This is a genomic window from Actinoplanes sp. NPDC000266, from assembly GCF_042899005.1.
Lineage (GTDB): Bacteria > Actinomycetota > Actinomycetes > Mycobacteriales > Micromonosporaceae > Actinoplanes.
On the sequence record NZ_JBIAZI010000008.1, the window covers coordinates 216,084 to 234,272 of the forward strand.

Genomic DNA, 18,189 nt, shown 5'->3' on the forward strand with positions numbered 1-18,189 from the left:
CCCTTTCGTGGCGCACCGGCGAAACGACAACGGGGGAAAGGAAATTCCCGGCCCGCTCAGGTCGAACCGCGGAGGACCAGCGTGGTGGGCAGGGTCGTCGGTTCCGGCGGGGTCGCCGTGCCGGCGAGCATGGCCATGAGCGACTCCGCGGCCGCTGTGCCGAAGCCGGTCTTGTCCTGCGTGACGGTGGTCAGGCCGGGCGGTATCAGCGCCGCCACCTCGATGTCGTCGAAGCCGATGACGGCGACGTCGCCGGGGACGCGCAGGCCGGCCTCGTGGATCGCCTTGATCGCGCCGACCGCCATCTCGTCGCCGGCGGCGAATACGGCGGTCGGGCGGGGATCGCGGGCCAGCAGCTTCGTCATGGCGGCGTGCCCGCTGTCCAGATAGAAGTCGCCGGCCACCACGTCGTCATCGGCCAGGGGGATCCCTGCCTCGGCGAGCGCCTCCCGGAAGCCGGCCAGGCGTTGCGCGGCCGGCCAGTTACGGGCCGGGCCGGCGATGGTGGCGATGTGCCGGTGACCGCGTTCGATCAGGTGGGCCGCGGCCAGCCGGCCGCCTCCGGCGTTGTCGGAGGTGATGTAGGTGCAGGTCGGCCCGGTGAAGCGCAGGTCGAGGGCGACACAGGGCACCTCGGCGTCGACCAGGGCCAGCACCGCGGGGTCCCGGCTGCCGTTGTCGATGATGACCACGCCGTCGACGTTGTGACGCTGGACGGCGCGCAGGAATCGTCGCGGGTCGGCCGGGCCGGCGCCCGGGTCGGGGGCGAGCATGAGCAGGTTCAGGCCGTGCGCGCTGAGCGCGCTCTTCAGCGCGACCAGGATGTCCTGCAGGAAGGGATGCCGCCAGCCGGGGCGGCGGTGGTCGGTGTCCCACACGAGGCCGACCATGTTGGACTTCTTGGTCGCGAGGGTGCGGGCCGACTCGTTCGGCAGGTACCCGATCTCGGCGGCCATGCCGAGAACGAGCTGACGCGTCTGCTGGCTGACCACCTCCGGAGTGTTGAAGACGCGGGACACGGTGGCGACGGAGACGCCGCACCGGCGTGCCAATTCTCTGATGCTGGACACGGCGAACACCCTAATGTAACCGGTTTCAAAAAGGTAACAGCGCCGTGTCGCGCCAGTCAACACAGTGGATCGCGTTACCTTTTTGTGACTTGACGACAGCGGCACCCATCGATGCAAACTCTTGGCTCGAGGGGCCACACCCACCCCTCCGAAGTGATTCCCCGGCCGCATCCATGCCGGCCATTCTCTCGATTCAGCTCATTCACAACTTCGGTTCTGCGGTATGTAACCGGTTTCATGTAACCGTTTACATCACACCAAAAGGGGAGAACTGTCATGCTCTTGTCTCGATCCGTGCGGGCCCTGACCGCAGCGACGGTCGCCGCGGTGATGCTGACCGCATGCGGCTCCGGCGGCGACGACGGTGCGGGCAGCGACGGCGGCAACGTCACGCTGAACGTCAATCTGTTCGGCAACTTCGGCTACGAGGAGCTGTACCGGGAGTACGAGAAGGCGAACCCCAACGTCAAGATCAAGGAGAGTACGGCCGCCTACAACGATCACCACCGCAACCTCGCCACGCATCTCGCCACCAATTCCGGCGCCGGCGACATCGAGGCTGTCGACACCGGCTTCATCGCGCAGATGCGCGATGTCGGCAAGCAGTTCACCGACCTCGGCGCCGAGCGCCAGCCGGAGTACCTGCCGTGGAAATGGCAGGCGTCGCTGACCAAGGACGGCCAGCAGATCGGGTACGGCACCGACGTCGGCGGACTGGCCATCTGTTACCGGCGCGATCTGTTCCAGAAGGCCGGCCTGCCCACCGACCGCGACAAGGTCTCCGCGTCGTGGGCCGCCGGCTGGGACAAGTACATCGAGCAGGGGCAGAAGTACACCGAGAAGGCGCCGGCCGGAACCGCGTTCTTCGACGGCGCGGGCGCGCTGTACAACGCCGTCATCGGGCAGGCGCCGGTGGGCTTCTACAGCGAGGACAACACCGTCGTCGTCGGCAGCAACCCCGAGGTCCGCAAGGCCTGGGACCTGGTCGTCCGGGCGGTCCAGAGCGACCTGTCGGCCAAGCTGCTCGAGAGCAGCCCGGAGTGGAACAACGGCTTCGCCAAGGGCCAGTTCGCGACCATCGCCTGCCCCGCCTGGATGATGGCCAAGATCAAGGACCAGTCGAAGAACGCGGCCGGCAAGTGGGACGTGGCGGCCGTACCCGGCGGCGGCGGCAACTGGGGCGGCTCGTACCTGACCGTGCCCAAGCAGGGCAAGCACGTCGAGGAGGCGAAGAAGCTCGCCGCCTGGCTCACCGCGCCCGAGCAGCAGGCCAAGGTCTTCACCTCGAAGGGGCTGCTGCCCTCCATCCCGGCGTTGTACGACAAGCCGGAGATCGCGCAGTACAAGGACCCGTTCTTCAACGACGCGCCGGTCGGCAAGATCTTCACGACGGCCGCCAAGGAGTTGAAGCCGCAGTACCAGGGCCCGCGCACCGGTGACATCCAGACCACCATCCGCGACGGCCTGGTGCGCATCGAGCAGGGCAAGCAGAGCTCCGACGAGTCCTGGCAGCAGACGGTCAGCGACGTCGAGCGCCTCGCCAAGTAGCCCATCCGTACGGCCGGCGGTCCCCGGACCGCCGGCCGCCCCGGCGACGAAGGATCGACCATGGCCATCCCCGCGCTGACCGCCCGCCGGGCGAGACTGAACCGGCTCGACACCAAGGGCTCGCCCTATCTGTACGTACTCCCGTTCTTCCTGCTCTTCGGCGCGTTCGGGCTCTTCCCGCTGATCTACACCGGATACGTCTCGTTCAACGACTGGGACCTGCTCGACGCCGGCGCGCACGAATGGGTGGGCCTGGCGAACTACCGCGAGCTGTTGCAGGATCCGTACTTCTGGAACGCGCTCGGCAACACGCTGAGCATCTGGGTGCTGTCCACGGTGCCGCAACTGCTCGTCGCGCTCTGGATCGCGCACCTGCTCAATCACAAGCTGCGGGCCCGCACCACCCTGCGCATGGGTGTGCTGCTGCCGAACATCACGTCCATCGTCGCGGTGACGATCGTCTTCACCCAGCTGTTCGGCCGCGACTTCGGCATGGTCAACTGGCTGCTCGGCGTCGCCGGCCTCGGCCCGGTCGACTGGCAGGCCGACACCTGGAGCTCCCACCTGGCCATCTCGATCATCGTGGCCTGGCGCTGGACCGGCTACAACGCCCTCATCTACCTCGCCTCCATGCAGGCCGTTTCCCATGACCTGTACGAGGCCGCGGAGCTCGACGGCGCGTCCTCGTCACAGCAGTTCTGGAAGATCACGGTGCCCATGCTGCGGCCGACGATCATCTTCACCGCGGTGATCTCGACGATCGGCGGCCTGCAGATCATCGCCGAGCCGCTGCTGTTCGCCGGCAGCTCGACGCCCACGGGCGGCTCCGACCGGCAGTTCCAGACCGCCGCGCTGTTCATGTACGAGCAGGGGTTCCGCGAGTTCCGGTTCGGCTACGCCTCCGCGATCGCCTGGACGCTCTGCCTCGTCATCGCCCTCTTCGCGATCGCCAACTACCTGATCACCCGGCGCATCGCCAACGACGAGGAGTAGTCGTGACCGTTCTCGCCGACCCACCGTCCACCCGCGCCGAGACGCCGGCCGAGCCACGCCGGGCACGCCGCCGCAGCTTCGGCTATCCGCGCAAGGCCTCGGTCTGGACCTACGCCGCCCTGCTCGCGGTCGTGGCCGGATCGGTCTTCCCGCTCTACTGGTCGCTGGTCGTGTCGTCGCAGACCAGCGACGCCGTCGCCAAGGTGCCGCCGGTCCTGATCCCGGGCGGGCATCTGTTCGACAACATCGCGCGGGTCTTCGACTCCACCGATTTCGCCGAGGCGCTGCTCAACTCGTTCATCGTCAGCGGCTCGGTGACGATCTCCGTGGTCTTCTTCTCGACGCTGGCCGGTTTCGCGTTCGCCAAGCTGCGCTTCCGCGGCCGCAAGGCGCTGCTCGTCGTCGCCATCGGTACGTCGGTGGTGCCGCAGCAGCTCGGCATCATCCCGCTCTACCTGCTGATGGCCGAGTTCGGCTGGACCGACCGGCTCGCCGCCGTGATCGTCCCCGGCCTGGTCACCGCGTTCGGCGTCTTCTTCATGACCCAGTACCTCGGGCGGGCGGTGCCCGACGAACTGCTGGAGGCCGGGCGGATCGACGGCTGCGGCACGTTCGGCCTCTTCTGGCACGTCGTGCTGCCGGCCGCGCGGCCCGCGGCGGCGGTGCTCGGCCTGTTCACCTTCATGCAGGCGTGGAACGACTTCTTCTGGCCGCTGGTCGTGCTGCAGGACAACGCCACGGTCCAGGTCGCGCTCTCCTCGCTGGCCAGCGGCTACACCACCGACTACACCCTCACTCTGACCGGCACGCTGCTGGCCACCCTGCCGATCCTGGTGATCTTCATGGTGCTCGGCCGGCAGATCGTCGGCGGCATCATGCAAGGAGCGATCAAAGGATGACGGACTCGGAACTGCCGCGGATGCCGGCCGGGTTTCTGTGGGGCGCCGCTACGGCGGCGTACCAGATCGAGGGGGCGGTGGCCGAGGACGGCCGCGCCGACTCGATCTGGGACACGTTCAGCCGGCGCCCGGGCGCCGTCGCCGACGGGAGCTCCGGGGTGGTGGCCTGCGACAGCTACCACCGCTGGCGCGACGACGTGGACCTGCTCGAGGGCCTGGGCGCGGGCGCCTACCGGTTCTCGGTCGCCTGGCCGCGGATCGTGCCGTCGGGCGACGCCGAGGTGAACAAGCCGGGCCTGGACTACTACGACCGGCTCATCGACGCCCTGTGCGAGCGCGGCATCCGGCCGTTTGTCACGCTCTACCACTGGGATCTGCCGCAAGCGCTCGAGGACCGGGGCGGCTGGCGCGTACGGGACACAGCGGAGCGCTTCGCCGAGTACGCCTCCGTGGTCGCGGGGCGGCTCGGCGACCGGGTGGCCGACTGGATCACGCTGAACGAGCCGTACTGCTCGTCGATCGTCGGCTACGCCGAGGGCCGGCACGCCCCGGGCGCCACCGAGGGCCACGGCGCGCTCGCGGCCGCCCACCACCTGCTGGTAGGGCACGGGCTGGCGATCGCGGCGATCCGGGCCGCCCGCCCGGGCGCCCGGGTGGGCATCACGCTCAACCTGTCCCCGGCCGTGCCGGCGACCGGCACCGAGGCGGACTCCGAAGCCGCGCGGCGGATGGACCTGCTGGTCAACCGGCAGTTCACCGATCCGGTGCTGGGTGGCGCCTACCCGGACGGATTCGACCGTCTGTACGCCGGGGTGAGTGACCTGTCGTTCCGGCGCGCCGGCGATCTCGAGCTCATCGGCGCCCCGCTGGACTTCCTCGGCGTGAACTACTACTACCGGATCCACGCCGCCGCGGCGCCGTACGAGCAGGCCGACCCGGTGCTGCGCACCGCCTGCGACATCGGCGTGCGCTCCGTGCCGCGCGAGGGGGTGCCGGTCACCGATCTGGGCTGGCCGATCGAGCCGCGGGGCCTGACGGACACGCTGACCGGTCTCGCCGCCCGCTTCCCGGGCCTGCCCCCGATCTACGTGACCGAGAACGGTGTCGCCGAGGTGCGCGAGGACCTGGGCGCGGACCCGGACCGCGCCCGATTCATCGCCGCGCACGTGGCCGCCGCCGCCGAAGCCGGCGTCGACCTGCGCGGCTACTTCTACTGGTCACTCATCGACAACTTCGAGTGGGCCCCGGGGGTACGGTCCACGCTTCGGCCTTGTCCACGTGGACTATCCGACCGGAAACCGCACGCCGCGGGCCAGCTACCACTGGCTACGGGACCAGTTGGCACGGCAGCAGGCCACCACCGTGTGACGACGCGACCCGCGCGACCTCGATCATCGGGCCACCGTGGCGGCCCCGGTGACGGCGAGCGTGGACTCACGGTCTTCGGCCTGGCCCTGCTCGCCCGCCGTCACGACGAGCCGTTGCCATAGAGCCGTCGCGGGCAAACCAGCTCGCGATACTCTCTGACAGTTAGTGAGGAACCGAAGGAGAGTACTGGATGGGAACCCGGCGAGATATCAGTGGACTGCCGCCGGAAGCCGATCTGGCCCGGGCGGACTCGCTGGCGCGCGAGATCTTCTCGGATGTCGCCAACAAGTGGGCTTTGCTGATCATCGAGTTCCTGGGCGACGGCGCCCTGCGCTTCAGTGCGCTGCGCAAAGAGATCGGCGGCATCAGCCACAAGATGCTCACCCAGAATCTGCGCATGCTGGAACGCAACGGGCTGGTGGAGCGAACCGTTTACCCCACCATTCCGCCGCGTGTCGATTACACCCTCACCGAGGCCGGTGAAGGGTTGCGTCAAGTGGCCGACGGGATGTGCGGTTGGACCCAGCGTCACCTCAGTCACATCGAGGCGTCCCGAAGCCGATTCGACGACCTGGCCGCCGGCTAGTCCACCACGGCGACGGCCTCCAGCTCGACGAGGTGCTCCGGCACGTCGAGCGCCACGATGCCGAACAGCGACGCCGGCGCCGCCGGGGTGACGCCCAGCTTCGCCGCCGCGCGGCTGATCCCGTCCAGCACCAGCGGCATCTGCTCGGGTTTCCAGCCGACGACGTGCATGGTCAGCTTCACTACGTCGGCGAAGGTCGCGCCGACGCCGGCCAGAGCGGTTCCCACGTTCAGGTAGCACCGCTCGACCTGGGCGGCGAGATCGCCGTCGCCGACCGGCGCGCCCGTCTCGTCCCAGGAGACCTGGCCCGCGATGTGGATGAGCTTCGACCCAGTGGCCACCGATACATGTCGGTAGATCGGGATCTCGGGCAGCCCGCTCGGATTCACCAGGGCTACGGCCATGTCTCTTGCCTCCGCACTCTCTTTCGGTTACTGGAGAACCGTAGGAGACCGATCATGGCTGGGGGAAGAACGCACTTTCTTGTGCCCTGGTCACCAAAAGGTGACCGCGTCATCATCGGGCGCCGCCGCCAGTCCCCCACGCGAGCGACCGCCGACTGTCCACTCGGTGGTGACGTTTTCCCGAAATGGTCGCTCTAACGTCATCGGCATAAGAGCCGAGTGGAACGGAGAGCAGCATGCACACGCTGGTCATGACTGGCGCAACCCGGGGAATCGGACGCTTCGCAGCTGCCGCCCTGCTGCACGACGACCCGGAGCTCCGGCTTGTCGTTCTCGCCCGTGAGTCCACCAGCGCCGAGGCGGTGCGTGAGCTACGGGCCGACGACAGGGTCACGGTCGTGGACACCGAATTGGCGAGTATCGACAGTGTCGAGTCGGCCGGCCGAACCGTGGGCGCTCTGCTCGACGCGGGAGAACTGCCGCCGCTGCGCGGGTTCGCCGGCAACGCGGGCGTCCAGTTCACCGATGCCCTGCACACCACACCGGATGGCCTCGAGACCACGTTCGCCGTGAACGTGGTGGCCAATCATCTGCTCCTGCGTGTGCTCGAATCCCGGCTCGCCGGCCCGGCCCGGATCGTGCTCACGAACAGCGGCACACACTTCGGGGACCTGCGGCACACGTACGGACTGACCCCGGCGCCACGCTGGGCCGACCCGAGCGTCCTGGCCCGGCCAGGCGCCTTCCCGTCGCCGGCGACCGTCGCGGCGGGGTACACCGCGTACGCGACGAGCAGGCTCGCGGCGATGTACCTGGTGCACGAGTGGGCCAGGCGCCTGCCCCTCGGCGTGGACATCGTCGCGCACAGCCCAGGCCTGGTCCCCGCCACCGGGCACGGCCGGCACGCCAAGCCCTTTGCCCGCTTCCTCAACGACCGGGTCGTGCCGTTGCTCACGTGGACGCCCGTCATCGACAACGCCGCGACGGCCGGGTGCCGGCTCGCCGCCACCGTCACCGGGCGTACGGCCGCGCCGTCTGGCTCGTACATCGACCGCACCCGTGTGACACCGTCGTCGAACGAGTCCTACGACGTCGACCGCGAACGCGCCCTGTGGGACTACCTCGAGGCCGTGCGGTCAAGAGTTCAGGGGGATGGGCGCCACACCACGCTGACGTAGAAGGACACACTGCCTGAGCCGGCGGGGTGGCGAATCAGGTCTCGGGTCATGCCGGTGGCCTTCATGAGGGGACGTCCACGCAGCATGGCCGGGATTCTCACACACGGGCATTGACGTCGGTGGACGTGGCGCCTGAGCCGAAGACCACTGAAGATTTCCACGCAGTTTCCGGAGTTGATCATCCGGGAAAAGCCGATGCGCTGTGGTCTGTACCGCCGAACAGGTCATCGAAGGGTTCCAGCCGTATCTCGCCCACGAGAACCTTGTACATACACTCGGTGGCCGATAATTCGAAATCGTACCAGCCTTCGAGGTCGGCATCGACGAAAACCACGCTCCACGCCTCCGGGGCGACCGTTTCCTTGGCGTGCCAAAAGAAGTAGTTATCCTCGATGGCCGCGAAGGCGAGCAGCTTGCTCCCTTCCACGAAGTATTTTCTCGGCATTTCCACGCCGGACTCGCGGAACTTCGCCCAGGCGTGCTCCCGCTCCCGCATGAGGGCGGCGATGTCCGAGCTTCTGTTCCCGGGCTCTGGACCGAAAAGGCAGAGCCAGTCGTCGACGATAACCGCTCCCGTGCGGTCGATCATCTCCTTGTAGTCCCCCGGCATCCGCAGCCCGGCCGCCGCTTCGACGGCATCCCACGAATAAGGCTCCGCTCGCTCCGGCACCCCTAGCAGATCGACCAGGCTGCTCGCGAAGTTCCGCATGTCAGTACCTCCGGTTCAGGACGGTGACGTCGAGCATAAGCGGATCCGGGCCGCTACCTATCGCCGTGATCGTTATACCTAGAGGCCGGGAGTCGGTTCCGCTGTAGATGGGCGTGGCGCGGAAGTCAACTTGCTGCCCGGCCTTCAGCGCATCACGAATTTGGTACTCATGGCTCAGCATCTCCGGGTTGTTGGCCTCCCTGAACATGGCTACGAAATTCCGGGGGTCTGTGTTCGAGCCACCTATGAAAGCACCCAGCAGATGCGTCCGATTGTCCTGTCCGGAGACGAAGGAGGGAATTGGCCGGCTGGGACGCGGCTTTGTCCTTCCGCCAAGGTTGCCGCTGTCCAGGAGCGCATGAACGCCACTCCTCTGACCATCATCGTTGATCGCGCCGTAGTCGATGCAATCGGTGTTGTGGACAAGTACCGGACTGTCGCCGGCGACGACGTAATAGGTGTGAATCTGGTCGACCGTGAGGTCGTGCATGTCCCGGGCACCGGCGAAATTGCGCTTGGTCAGTACCGTTGTCCGGCCGGCGCCGGCGTACAGTTCGGCGTCGGGCCGCAAGGTGCCGGCGTTATCCCAGCTTCCGGTGGTGGAGTTCCAGACCTTGTGGTGCTGGGTGGTGTGGACTACGGCCTGCTTGCCGTCCTTGGTGCGCACCGTGAGGTCGGTCAGGTCGCGGTCGTGGTTGACGTGGATCGCGGTGACCTTGCGGGCGCCGGTCAGGCCGCTGGCCGGGTCCGTGGTCCGTACCTGGTCGCCGACCTTGACGTCCTTGATCGGCTTGGTGGAGCCGTCGGCCATCAGGACCGGTGTGCCGGCGGCGAAGCTGTTGCGCCTCGGGCAGGCCAGGGTGGGGCCTTGGGTGTTCCGCGTGCCGATCTTCGGCGAAGCCGGCGTCAACAGGTCCGGGCCGCTCGAGGTGGTCGGGGTCGGTCCGCCCCGGCTCAGTTTGAAGCGCCGGCCCAGCCCGGGCATGAAGGCGTCGATGGCCCCGGCGGTCAGCGCGTCGCTGTAGTCGACCGAGCCCTTGGTGATCAGCTGGGTAGCGGCGTCACCCAGGGTGGACGCGACCGCGTCGGCGCCGCGGTTGGTGACGAACCGGCTGACCAGGTTGGAGCTCGACCGGGCGACCAGCGGGCCGCCGAAGCGGCCGAGGAACTGGCCGCCGAACTTGTTCAGCAGGCCGTTGACCGCGCCTTCGCCGAGGGATTGGAAGGCGTCGCCGTAGTTCTTGATGTCGCCCTGAAGGGCGTCCTTGGTGAGGTTGATGAGGGCGGCGGTGCCCACGAAGCACGCCGCGCTGGCCAGACCGCCGGTGATGCCCATGCAGGCGAAGCCGGCCACGATGATCGCGGCGTACGCGGCGTACTCGATGATTTTGTCGGAGTTCTCCTGGACCCATTCCTTGGCGTCGCGGATCGCCGCGGCGGGGTCGGTGAAAACCTGCTTCACCTTGTCGAGCCAGCCGCCGCCGTCCTTCTCGGCTTTCTCGACGACCTTCTTCTGGACCTTCGCCGCCTGATCGGCCGACTTCGCCACGCCTTGCTTGCCCGCGGGCGGCGACACGGTGCCGGTGACCTTCGCGCCCTTGGTCGGCGTCGCCCTCCCGTTGGGGGTCTGGGGTGCTGGAGTCTTCTTGGCGGGAGCCGCCTTCTTGGCTTCGCCGGCGATCCGTCCCTCGAGGAAGATCAGCCTGTCCTCTCCGCCGCGGTCCTTGTTGAGCCACTTGGCGAGGGGAACGACAGTGTGTTCCCGGATCCAGTCGATGGGGCCGTGGCCGCTGGGATCGGTGGCGAGCAGTGGCGAGTTGTTCCCGTAGGCGAAGCGGTTCGCCGCGACAGGGTTGGGGACCGGGCTGTTCGTGACCGAGTCACGGGAGTCGAACTGGCCGGTGTCCGGGTTGTACCAGCGGGACAGCATGTTGACCCGGCCCGTGCTGGTGTCCGTCCACTCCTGCTGGTAGCCGAGTGCTCCGGTCATGCCGCTGGTGGCGAGGACCTTGCCCAGCGGGTCGTACGTGGTGGAACCGGTCAGGGTGGCGCCGGAGGCGGTGAACTGGCCCACCTGGTCGGTGTGCTGGTCGGTCCACGAGTATCGGGCGGTGGCCCCGGTGACCGTCCCGAACAGGCCTCCCCCGGGATCCCGGACGTACGTGGACACGCCGTCGGAGGCAAGGGTGTTGCCCATCCCCGAGTAGCTGAAGCCGGCGCGCATCACCCGGCCCAGCGCGTCGTAGCCGTACGTCTGGGTCTGCCCGTTGGCGGCCTGCTGGCTGATCACCCGCCCGAACGCGTCGGAGCTGGTGGTCGTGGTGGCGCCGCCCTTGACCGTCTGGGCCAGTGTGCCGCGGGCGGTGTACGTGTACTGGGTGCCGTCGCTGGAGGACATGAGCTGGTCGCGGGCGTCGTAGACCAGCGTGCGGTCACCGGCCTTCGTGCGGTTGCCGGCCGCGTCGTACTCGTACGCCACCTTGGTGACGCCGTTGTCCCAGGAGGTGAGCTGGCCGGCGAGGTCGTACGTGTAGGCGTTCTCGGTCGTGCCGCCGAAGCCGGTGGTGGTCTTGTCGGTCAGATTGCCGGCGACGTCGTACAGGTAGTCGATGGCGGCGACCTCGGCCCCGGCCTGGGTGTGCATCTGGTCGCGGGAGAGGCGGCGGAAGTCGTCGTACTCGAAGGTCCGTGTGTTGCCGGCGGCGTAGCGGATGCTGGTCGGCTGCGACAGCGCGTTGTAGCCGACCGTCGCCGACAGCCCGGCCCCGGTGTTGGCCAGCGCGCCGAGGCGCCCGGCCGAGTCATAGGTGTACGAGGTGGTGCCGGCCGCGTCGGTCCGTGACGCCGGGTTGCCGTCCGGGCTGTAGGTGACGGCGGTGGCGCCCGACGGGCCGGCGGTGGTGCGCAGCAGGTCGCGGTCGTCGTACGTGAAGTTGTTGGTGCCGCCGGGCGCCGACGCGGAGGTCATCCGGCCGTCGGCGTCGTAGCCGAAGACCCGGTCGGTGGTGGCCGCCTCCGCGCCGGCGCCGCTGCTGCGGGTGAGGTTGCCGGCGGTGTCGTACTCGTAGGCGGCGGTGACGTTGCCCGGCGAGCGGTCGGCGACGGCCCGGCCCACGGCGTCGTACGTGCGTGTGAACGTGCGGTCCGCGCCGGCGGGGTAGCGGGTGGTCGACGGCTCGATCACCGATTCCGGCAGGTTCAGGACGTTGTACGTGGTGATGAACGCGTTGCCCCGCCCGTTGGTGAAGCGGGTGCGGTTGCCGAGCAGGTCGTATCCGAAGCTGGTCTGTATCGCCTGGCTCGCCGACACCGGTTGCCGCTGCGAGGTGAGCCGCCCCGCCGCGTCGTACGTATAGACCGTGCGGGTCTTCCGCTCGTCGACGGTGGCCGTCGGGTGGCCGGCCAGGTCGTATTCGGCGAACGTGCCGGCCAGATAGTCGCCGCCGGGGGCGAGTTCCCAGGTCTCGACCGGCCGGCTGGCCTTGTCGAAGGCGATGCCCAGCTCGGTGCCGTTGGGCAGGAGGGTGACGTCCTGGCGGCCCAGGCCGTCGTAGTAGAGCCGCGTCACGTTGTTCGCGCCGTCGGTGCTGGTGACCACCTGCCCGGCCGCGTTGAAGGTCCTCGACGTGGTCACCCCGGCCGGGCTGCGCACCGAGGCGGGCCAGCCGCCGGGGGCGTACCCGTAGCTGGTGGTGTAGTTCTTGTCGTCCTGCCGGACCACATCGGAGCTGGTGAGCATCCGGCCCAGGTAGTCGTAGGTCGCGGTGCTGACCGCGCCGCCGGGTGCGGTGGTGGAGAGGCGGTCGCCGATGAGGTCGTAGGTGTGCCGGGTGACCGCCCCGCCCGGTTCGGTCTGTTCGGCCACACGGCCGAGCTGGTCGTACGCGAAGCCGGTGGTCCGGTCGAGCGCGTCGGTGACCGTGCGCAGCTGACCCAGCTCGTCGTAGGTGCGCGTCATCCGGGGGACGACAGCGGTGCTGGCGCCGGGCGGCAGGTAGGTGGGATACCGGGTCTCCGTCAGCCGGCCCGCGGTGTCGTAGGTACTGGTCGTGCGGCGGCCGGCCGGGTCCTGCTGGTCGACGGCATCGCCGAAGGTGTTGTAGCCGACGGTGCTGGTGGGCCGGCTGCGGACCGGGGTGCTTCCGCCGGTCTCGGCGGCGGTGGCCGGGGCGGTCACGACGGCGGGGCGGTCACCTTCGTCGTACGTGTAGTCGGTCGTGTCGCCGTTGGGCCCGGTGCCGGCGCGGACGAAACCGCCCTCGTCGACCCGGTACGAGGTGCGCACGACGCGGGCGTCACCGCCCGGGCCGTTGCCGTCACGGACCGCGGTGACCTCGGAGCCGGTCAGCGCCTTCTGGTAGAGCTGCACGTCGTCGACCTGGCCCGGCCAGAAGTCGGTGACCGTGCCGTTCCACCGGCCGGCGCCCACGGTCGTGCCGCCGGAGGAGGCGAACGGCCGGGCGCCGGTGTCGGTGTCCTGCAACGAGCCGTTGACGTAGAGCCGCATCGTCTGCGCGCTCGCGTCGTAGACGCCGGCCAGGTGGGTCCAGGTGCCGGCGGACGGCGTCGAGGTGGAGGTGGAGGCGACCGCGCCGGGCGCGGTGCTGTCGTACTGGCTGGTGATGAACTGCCAACGGTTGGCCGGGCCGTCGTAGCGCAGCTGGAACGGGCTCTGCTTGTTGCCGTCGGCGCTGACCGCCTGACCGGTCCTGCCGGTGGCGCTCAGCTTCACCCAGGCCGCGACGGTGAAGCTGCGGCTGCTGTCGACCGGGGTGGCCGCGCTGGTCAGCCGCCCGTCGGTGCCGTTGAGCACGGCGGCGCCGCCACGCTCGGCCGAGAAGGTGACCCCGGGGGCCGGGGTGAGGGCGCCGTTGCCGACGTCGTCGGCGGCCCGGCCGTCGGTGAGACTGTCGAGCCGCCAGCGGGCGGCCCGGTCGGCGCCGGCCAGCCACAGCGCCTCGGAGATCTGATTGCCGGCGGCGTCGTAGGCGTACGTCAGCCGCTCCTCGACCGCGCCGGTGCCGACCCGCCGGTTGGTGGCCAGCAACGCGTCGTCGTCGCTGTAGTCGTACTGGGTGACGCGGTTGACGCCGGAGGGGTCCAGGACCGAGGACGTGGTGCGCCCGGCGGCGTCGACGGTGTGGGTGGTGAGCGTGACACCGTTGTTGGTCCTCTGCGAGACCAGGTTGCCGCCGGCGTCGTACGTGTTGTCCTCCACGGCGAACGCGGCGCCGGTGGCCGGATCGCGGCGGGTGATCGTGGCGGTGAGCCCGTTGTCGGTGTAGGTGTACGCCGTCACCCAGTTCATCGCGTCGATCTCGGAGGCGAGCCGTCCCGCCGGGTCGTAGGTCTTGCTCTCGAGCACCAGGTCCCTGGCCGGGGACGGGTTGTTCGGGTCGCCGGTCCAGCCGGCGGCCGTGGTGCTGGTGAGATGGCCGTTGTGGTCGTAACCGTGGCGGGTCACCCCGCCGTCCGGCTCGGTCTCGGTGACGATGTTGCCCAGCACGTCGTAGGTGAAGTGGCTCTCGTGGCCGGAGGTGTCGGTCGCGGTGGCGATCTGGCCGTTCTGGTTGTAGGCGTAGAAGACCGTTCGGGGCGCGTCGCCGCCGGTGGTGTCCCGCGCGTGCTGCTCGGCCAGGAAACCGTCGGGGTCGTACGACATCGAGGTGGCGGCGGTGTGCACCACACCGGTGACCTTGTTGGTCACCGGGGGCTCGACCTGCCAGATCACGCGGCTCAGCTGGTCGTAGCCGTACGTGGTGGTGAGCCCGTTCGGGAAGCTCGAGGTCGTCTCGGTCTTGTCGGTGACCCGGCCCGCCAGGTCGTAGACGTAGGAGGTCAGCTTGCCGGTGGGCTCGGTCACGGAGGCCACGTCACCATTGCGGTAGTAGGCCACGCCGCGGCGGGCGCCGCCCGGTGTGGTGACCGCGGTGGGCAGACCGGCCGGCACCAGGCCGCCGCCGACGGCCGTGCCCGTGCCGTCGGAGTAAGTGGTGCGGGTGACCCGGCCGAGCGGGTCGGTGACCGCCATCCGGTTGCCCTTCGCGTCGTAGGTCATCGTGGTCACGTACCGGTTGTCGGTGGCCGAGGAGGACCGTCCGTCGCGCACGGTCAGCAGGACGTCGTTGCGGGGGTCCGGGGTGAGCGCAGTCGACGTCGCATCCGGGTAATAGGAGTAGTAGACGGTCGAGCACCGGCCGGCGGCCCGGTTCTGACAGGTCGCTGTGGAGACGACGTTGCCGCGGACGTCGTGCTCGTCGGTGGTGACGTGGCCGTTGGGGTCGGTCACGGTGCGCAGGAAGCCGCCCGTGTCGTAGCCGAACCTGGTGGTCCTGCCGAGCGCGTCGGTGGTGGCGACCCGGCGGTCCTCGGGCAGCTCGTAGACGTCGGTGAGCCACTTGCCGTTGGGGTCGGTGGTGATCACCGTCTTGACCGGCTCACCGGCCGATTTGGCGCGCGCGGCGAACTGCTGGGCGGCCTGGCCGGCGGAGAGCTCGGACCGGTAGTAGGCGAACTCGGCCAGGGAACCCGGGAAGAAGCCGTTGGTGCTGTCCGCGGCGGCCGAGGGCCAGTTCAGCGTGGTGCCGGCGCCGATGTACGGGTTCCAGGCGTCGGTCGCTTCGACGGTGCGGCCGACCGTGCCGGCCGGGGTGCCGTCGAGGTAGAGCGTGGTGCCGGTGGCGCCCGCGGCGAGTGCGGCGTGGTGCCACTGGCCGTCGTTGACCGTGCCGCCGGTGGTGATCGGAGTGGCGCCGTCGCAGTAGCAGAACTGGCCGCGCAGCTTGCCGTCGCGCCCCACGTAGAGGGCGGGCACCCACTGGTCGGTGTCCTCGTCGGGATCGTTCCAGATCTCGTGCGATTGGAACGAGTAGAGCACCCCGCCGGTGCTCGCCCCGGCGTTCATCTTGAACCAGAGGCTGATCGAGACCGGGCCCGACTGCGGCACGTTGCCGTCGCCGAGCGCCACGTGCGAGGCCTCGCCGTCGAACTGGGCGACCGGATCGCCCACCGGCCCGCCGCTGTTGCCCAGGCCGACGTCGCTGTAGTGGGCGTCGTCGCCGCCGATGACCTGGTTGACCGGGCGCCAGGTGCCCGACTCGGCGAACCGCCAGTAGTCGTTGGGCCGGGCGTTGAGCACGCTGGCCTGGTAGATCTTGCTGGATCCGCTGACGCCGGGCTTGCCCAGCTTCCACACACCGCCGTTGGTGTCGGTCACCGTGTCGACCGTGCCGTCGACCCGGTCGTAGCCGATGCGGGTGGTGGCGTTGCCCGACGGCCGCAGGATGGCGATCACCGGATGTGAGTCGGTGGTGCCGGCGCGGTGCATGGTGGCGATCTCGTCGGCGGTCAGCGGCCGGTCGAAGCGGGCGGCCTCGGCGATCCAGCCCTTGAAGAAGCTCGGCGCGGCGGCCGTCGACGGCTGGTCCGGCCAGCCACCGCCGTTGAAGCCGGCGCCCAGGTAGCGCCGGCTGGCGCCGGTCAGGCCGGCGATGTTCACCGCCCCGGTCTTGGTTCCGGCCTCGGCGCCGTCGAGGTAGAGCCACTGCTTGCCGGCCCCGGCGACCAGCGCGACGTGGTGCCATCTGCCGTCATTGACGGCGGCCGTCGTGGCGATCGTGGTCTGGCTACCGGTCCACAGGCCGCCGTGCAGCCGGCCGCTGCTGCCGATGTAGAGCGCCGGCGTGTAGTGGTTGCCGGTGGTGGCCTTGGTGATCGGGTCGGCCGAGTAGCCGAACAGCACCCCGCGGTCGCCCGGGTTCGCCTTGAACCACAGGGCCATCGACTGCACGCCGGTGGCGGCGTCGAGCTTGGCCGGCAGCTCCACGCGCGACGAGGTGCCGTTGAAGCCGGCCGAGGTGGCGGTCGCGCCGGTCAGCGGTCCCGGCTGGCCGAGGGTGACGTCGGTGTATCCGGCGTTGTCGAGGCCCTGGTTCGTGGGGACGGCGCTGACCGCGGTGGCGCCGGACGTCTCGGTCAGCCGCCAGTACGACTGCGGGCCCGCGTTGGCCACGATGGACGGGTGCTGCGAGGCCGAGGTGTGCTGGTAGACGGTGCACTTGCCGTTGTTGCCGGGCGGGCAGACCTGGCTCAGCTCGTCGTCCGGCCCGTAGTGGTACTCGTGGGTGTAGCTGCTCTCCGGGTCGTCCGGGTCGAGCCGCTCGGTGCTGACGTAGAGCACGTGCCAGCGGCCGGATCCGGTCTGCCGCCAGTCGATCCACAGGCGGCGCCCGGAGGCAGCGGTGATCGACTCGGCCCGCCCGCCGGCGTACTGGAAGGTCAAGGCCCGGTTTTGTACGTCCGTGATGGCGGTGACGCGATACTGCCCGGTGCCGGCGGCCAGGCCGAAGGTGTACGCGGTGCCGTCCTTGTCGGCCAGTCGGTAGCCGCCGTTGATCGCGGTGAAGGTGGCGAACCGCCCGGTGGGTGGGACGTAGGCGCCGTCCGGGTTACGGCCGAAGCCCACCTCCTGGCCGTTCGGGTAGGTGACCACGACGCCTTGCAGCGCGCCGGCCCGGTCGCGGGACTCGGTCGCCTTCGCGTCCAGGATGCTCGACCATCCGGCGCCGAACGCGGTGTCCCGGCGTACGTCGAGGGTGTTGTAGAAGCGGTCCAGCGACAGAGAGGGACCGACCGTCGGCACGGTGAGATCGGTGACGGTAGTCGTGTAGTTGCGGGTGTCGGGGTCGAAGCCGCGCCCGCCGTTCTGCGACAGACCGGTGGTGACCAGCGACTGCGGGAATCGCGGCTGCAGGCTGTTGAGCTGCTGGGAGGTGCTGGTGGCGGAGCCGTCGGTGACGGTCACGGTCCAGACGTACGTCTTGCCCCAGCGCAGCGCGCCGGCCGGCACCGTCCAGCCACGCGCGGCGATGGCGCCGGACTGCGCGACGACGGCCGCCGCGGCGTCGTGAACGGTGAACGAGTATCGCAGGGCCGACGGCCCGCCGTCCGGATCGCTGCCGGCGGCCAGCAACTCCGGCGTCAACGTCGGCACGGCCGCCCCGGTGGCCGGGTACTGCGCGTCGATCTGCGGCGCCACGTTGGCCGCGAGGCCGACGCTACGGCTGCCGGCCAGGGTCTTCTTGACCGTGCGCTTCTCCGGCACGTCCGGCGGCAGCGCCCCGATGCCCTTGCCCGCCGCCCGGCCCGCGCCGCCGTCGGCCCGGGTCGCGCCGGACCCCGCCGGATCGGCCTGCCGCGGGCCGCCGTCGCGTTGCTGCGGGAGCGCGCCGCGGGACTGGCCGTCCCCCGGCCCCGGAGCCCTGAGGTGGGCGCCCAGCGAGGCCAACATGGCGATGATCGACGGTCCACGTTCCAGCTCGGCCGCCAATGGCAACGGCACGGCGCCGCCGACGGCCAGCGACATCGAAAAGAACAAGCCCAGAGTTCGGCGTCCGCGCAACGGTCCGTCCCATCGGTCATGCACCGCGGCGGTG

At 69.6% G+C, this 18,189-nt stretch carries 9 protein-coding genes and 1 pseudogene; 6 read left to right on the top strand and 4 right to left on the bottom strand.

What is annotated here, in order from left to right; genetic code table 11:
• Positions 1 to 56 precede the first annotated feature (56 nt).
• Positions 57 to 1,070: a LacI family DNA-binding transcriptional regulator gene (locus ACFY36_RS31365; RefSeq protein WP_499749519.1), complete on the bottom strand. Its 1,014-nt coding sequence runs from the start codon at positions 1,068 to 1,070 to the stop codon at positions 57 to 59.
• 276 nt (positions 1,071 to 1,346) lie between these two features.
• Here ACFY36_RS31365 and ACFY36_RS31370 point away from each other — a divergent pair, with 276 nt between their 5' ends.
• The 5 genes and pseudogenes from ACFY36_RS31370 to ACFY36_RS31390 all read left to right on the top strand — a co-directional run bounded on the left by ACFY36_RS31370 (position 1,347) and on the right by ACFY36_RS31390 (position 6,464).
• Positions 1,347 to 2,618: an ABC transporter substrate-binding protein gene (locus tag ACFY36_RS31370; RefSeq protein WP_499749520.1), complete on the top strand. Its 1,272-nt coding sequence runs from the start codon at positions 1,347 to 1,349 to the stop codon at positions 2,616 to 2,618.
• Between the two features lie 60 nt (positions 2,619 to 2,678).
• Positions 2,679 to 3,611: a carbohydrate ABC transporter permease gene (locus ACFY36_RS31375; protein WP_499749521.1), complete on the top strand. Its 933-nt coding sequence runs from the start codon at positions 2,679 to 2,681 to the stop codon at positions 3,609 to 3,611.
• A 2-nt stretch (positions 3,612 to 3,613) separates the two neighbouring features.
• The gene (locus ACFY36_RS31380; RefSeq protein ID WP_499749522.1) at positions 3,614 to 4,510 is read left to right on the top strand and encodes a carbohydrate ABC transporter permease; all 897 of its coding nucleotides are present in this window, start codon (positions 3,614 to 3,616) and stop codon (positions 4,508 to 4,510) included.
• Positions 4,507 to 5,878 (top strand): annotated as a pseudogene (locus tag ACFY36_RS31385) (GH1 family beta-glucosidase). Before ACFY36_RS31380 ends, ACFY36_RS31385 begins: the two are co-directional and overlap by 4 nt.
• 190 nt (positions 5,879 to 6,068) lie before the next feature.
• Complete coding sequence (locus tag ACFY36_RS31390; RefSeq protein WP_499749523.1) at positions 6,069 to 6,464, top strand: winged helix-turn-helix transcriptional regulator; 396 nt, start codon at positions 6,069 to 6,071, stop codon at positions 6,462 to 6,464.
• On the opposite strand, the gene ACFY36_RS31395 is transcribed toward ACFY36_RS31390, so the two are convergent.
• Positions 6,461 to 6,868, bottom strand: a complete 408-nt coding sequence (locus ACFY36_RS31395; protein ID WP_499749524.1) for a RidA family protein — start codon at positions 6,866 to 6,868, stop codon at positions 6,461 to 6,463. The genes ACFY36_RS31390 and ACFY36_RS31395 overlap by 4 nt on opposite strands.
• Positions 6,869 to 7,119: 251 nt before the next feature.
• On the opposite strand from ACFY36_RS31395, the gene ACFY36_RS31400 reads away from it, so the two are divergent.
• Positions 7,120 to 8,046, top strand: coding sequence for an SDR family NAD(P)-dependent oxidoreductase (locus ACFY36_RS31400; protein ID WP_499749525.1), 927 nt, complete (start codon positions 7,120 to 7,122; stop codon positions 8,044 to 8,046).
• 178 nt (positions 8,047 to 8,224) lie between these two features.
• On the opposite strand, the gene ACFY36_RS31405 is transcribed toward ACFY36_RS31400, so the two are convergent.
• Together ACFY36_RS31405 and ACFY36_RS31410 are read right to left on the bottom strand one after the other, a co-directional pair.
• Complete coding sequence (locus ACFY36_RS31405; protein ID WP_499749526.1) at positions 8,225 to 8,755, bottom strand: hypothetical protein; 531 nt, start codon at positions 8,753 to 8,755, stop codon at positions 8,225 to 8,227.
• A gap of 1 nt (position 8,756) precedes the next feature.
• Complete coding sequence (locus ACFY36_RS31410) at positions 8,757 to 18,119, bottom strand: LamG-like jellyroll fold domain-containing protein (RefSeq protein ID WP_499749527.1); 9,363 nt, start codon at positions 18,117 to 18,119, stop codon at positions 8,757 to 8,759.
• Positions 18,120 to 18,189 lie beyond the last annotated feature (70 nt).

Excerpts from the sequence above, each read along its gene's own strand:
- ACFY36_RS31410 (WP_499749527.1), bottom strand. The coding sequence starts at position 18,119 with ATGTCGCTGGCCGTCGGCGGCGCCGTGCCGTTGCCATTGGCGGCCGAG.
- ACFY36_RS31390 (WP_499749523.1), top strand. The coding sequence starts at position 6,069 with ATGGGAACCCGGCGAGATATCAGTGGACTGCCGCCGGAAGCCGATCTG.
- ACFY36_RS31395 (WP_499749524.1), bottom strand. The coding sequence starts at position 6,868 with ATGGCCGTAGCCCTGGTGAATCCGAGCGGGCTGCCCGAGATCCCGATC.
- ACFY36_RS31405 (WP_499749526.1), bottom strand. The coding sequence starts at position 8,755 with ATGCGGAACTTCGCGAGCAGCCTGGTCGATCTGCTAGGGGTGCCGGAG.
- ACFY36_RS31400 (WP_499749525.1), top strand. The coding sequence starts at position 7,120 with ATGACTGGCGCAACCCGGGGAATCGGACGCTTCGCAGCTGCCGCCCTG.
- ACFY36_RS31375 (WP_499749521.1), top strand. The coding sequence starts at position 2,679 with ATGGCCATCCCCGCGCTGACCGCCCGCCGGGCGAGACTGAACCGGCTC.
- ACFY36_RS31370 (WP_499749520.1), top strand. The coding sequence starts at position 1,347 with ATGCTCTTGTCTCGATCCGTGCGGGCCCTGACCGCAGCGACGGTCGCC.